Origin of the sequence: Planktothrix sp. FACHB-1355, from assembly GCF_014748295.1 — a bacterium.
Lineage (GTDB): Bacteria > Cyanobacteriota > Cyanobacteriia > Cyanobacteriales > Aerosakkonemataceae > Aerosakkonema > Aerosakkonema funiforme_A.
Genome location: NZ_JACJUP010000964.1, coordinates 1 through 2783 on the forward strand (window position 1 = coordinate 1; position 2783 = coordinate 2783).

General features: G+C 42.6%; 3 protein-coding genes. 1 reads left to right on the top strand and 2 read right to left on the bottom strand.

From position 1 onward, the window contains the following. Both H6S82_RS27615 and H6S82_RS27620 read right to left on the bottom strand, forming a co-directional pair. On the bottom strand, window positions 1-1161 hold a 1161-nt coding region (locus H6S82_RS27615), incomplete at its 3' end, for a GAF domain-containing protein (RefSeq protein WP_191057053.1). 6 nt (window positions 1162-1167) lie between these two features. After that, a complete protein-coding gene (locus H6S82_RS27620; RefSeq protein ID WP_190475668.1) occupies window positions 1168-1554 on the bottom strand; it encodes a hypothetical protein in 387 nt (128 codons plus the stop codon). A gap of 818 nt (window positions 1555-2372) precedes the next feature. On the opposite strand from H6S82_RS27620, the gene H6S82_RS27625 reads away from it, so the two are divergent. After that, window positions 2373-2783 (top strand): protein kinase (locus tag H6S82_RS27625; protein ID WP_191057054.1); only part of this gene is annotated, 411 nt, incomplete at its 3' end.

The window sequence follows — 2783 nt, forward strand, 5'->3', positions numbered from 1 at the left end:
AACTGTATGCAGCAAAACATCTTTAATTCTGTTTAGTTCTTGGAGTTCTCTGTTGCGTTGCTGTAGCTGTGCTGTACGTTCTTCGACTTGGCGTTCTAAGTTGGCATTGAGGGTTTGCACTTGTTTGTAAAGTTGTGCTTGTTTTATGGCGATCGCTACTTGGGTTGCCAATTTTTCCAGTAAGTCTATTTCAAACGGTTGCCAATGACGAGGGCTGGAGCATTGGTTGGCAACTAATACTCCAAAAAACTCTGATTCCACAATAATAGGCACACCCAGGCTGGCTTTTACCTGGTAACGGCTATAGTATTCCTTTAAAAAGGGAGTTTTTTCGATTCGATCTGTATCGTCAATAACGCGGACATTACGATCTTCGTAAAAAGATTTAATTTCTTTAACATAAGTTTCATCGAGTTTCCATCCTTTGATGGATTCCCATTTGGGGTCTACGGATTCTGCGAGAATTTGCCCCCTACCGAAATCGTTAACGCAACCGATGAAAACGCGGTCTGCTTGCAGAAATTGCCTAACTTCTTCTACTGTGCTATCGAGAATTCGATCGAGGTTGAGCGAGTTGCGAATTCGCAAAGCCATCTCGCCCAATAAACGAGCGCTGCACCAAACTTTATGAGAAAAAGGCGGCGTCGTGCAGACGCGATCGCGATTTGGCAATACACGCATTTGCACTTGGGCCCGCTGCGGTTCCATAATATTCGTTGTGAGGGTGAACTCACCTTCCTCCAAGCTACTTTTGATTATTTCTGCTGATAGTAGCCCCACCAATACTTCACCCGACTTATTGTGAAACTCATATTCCCAGTTGTGGACTGCTCCTTCTGACTGCAATAATCGTTCCATTCTCAGGCGATCTAGAGAATTCACCCTAGCATTGATTTCAATTGAGCTACTACCAATTACCTCTTCTTCATACCCGCTAATACGAGCTATTGCCGGGGGATGGGATTTGGGGATGTTCTGTTTTGGAGGCTGACATACAAGGTCTGGCAAGCAGGAAGCATTCGATCTGAGTTGGGAATCTAAAGATAGGAGAAGTTTTGTAAATGCTTCGTCTTTCACTGCCGACGCTAGGATTTGTTTGAGCCGTTCAAAAGCAGCTTCATCCTGGCAACAGTCTCGTAAAGCTTGTATGTAGTTAGGCATCGGGAATCACGTTACGGGAGCAATTTCAAAAGTTTGCAGGGTTCGACACTTTTTTGAATTTAACAGCTCGTCTACTATGGCACGTACACAATGCGATAGAGATTGAACGCTTTCCTGGGATTCCCGTACCTTGTGGGGGTTAGTTAACTTTCTGAGGCTATCTTGATATAGAAATACAAAAAACTCTATTTCTTTTTTGGCACTATAGCGCAGGTTTGGCGAAAGTGTCGGCGCTAAAACTGCATAGCTGTGCGCGACTTCTTCAAGCAGCTCCAAAATTTCTTGTGGGGTGGCATCCTGATACTGCAATACTTGCTTAGCTAGTACCTCGATCGGCGTTAAATCCAGACCGTGTTGGGCTAAGATTTCTAAATCTGTAAATTGTACAGTCATGTCGCTAATCCCCTGATGAATGCGAAAGGTGGTTGCGATCGCCAGTTTGACGATCGTTTCTCCCCCGGATTCAGCGTTCTAACTTAAAGTTACGATTGCACGAGGCGATCGCGCTTCATTCAATTGATTCACCCGACAGGGTGATTGTCGGATCTCCCTAGTGAGGTTTATGGAAACGAGATGATTGCCTTTGCGCTAGCGGTTACTCGCGATATCAACTTGACTCTCACGAGCTATAAAAGTTAGGCTGAATCCAGGAGAGCCATAGTTTCATATTGTTGTAGATGACGATTGCATCATAATATCTGTTTGCTTGCCACATTATGCAGTGACCGATTTTGAAAAGGTCTGCGATCGTCATCACACTTACGTATAGAAATCAACTATGAGATTATTAGGGTAAATTTACTTATAATATAAGGCTTTGGCTATGCTATTATCAGTAATTTTACTTAGATAAGACCGAGACAAAAGTGGTTGCCAAGCTGTAAGGGTAATTCATGAATTACCCTTACAGCCATAGCTGTTGAAATCGGAGATGGCATAAGTCTTACTAAATAACTAAGTTTAAAGCTTCATTGCCAGGGGAAAACCAGACAGAAGAGAAAGGAATTATCTAATAGACATCTCCTCCAAAAGAATCTCAAAGGGCAGGCAGGATACCTACCCCACAAGAATTTTTGGAGATGTCTAATGTATTGCTAAATATTTGCAAAAAAGATACATAACTTTTTAAAATTAAATAAATTTATTAAAGAATTTAATTTAACATAAAATTTAGTAACGATTTACGTTCGGCAGCAGAGATGGGGGTAGGGATGGCGGACACAACAATTAATCTTCTCGGCTACAGCATTACCCAGCAAATCTATACCGGAACGCGAACTCTGGTTTATCGGGGTATTCGAGCTTCAGATGGGCAACCTGTAGTTATCAAACTGCTACGAAATGAGTTTCCCCGATTCACCGAAATAGTTCAATTTCGGAACCAATACATCATCGCTAAAAACATCGATATCCCTGGCATTACCAAACTCTACAGCCTGGAAAACTATGAAAACCGCTATGCCCTGATTATGGAAGATTTTGGCGGAATTTCTCTATCTTGTTATATGGCATCAGTTGGCGATCGGAAAAGTAAAGGGGAATTACCTCTGAGTGAGTTTCTTCCCATTGCTGTTCAAATTGCCGATACCCTCGACGGACTCTATCGCCACTCGATCATCCAC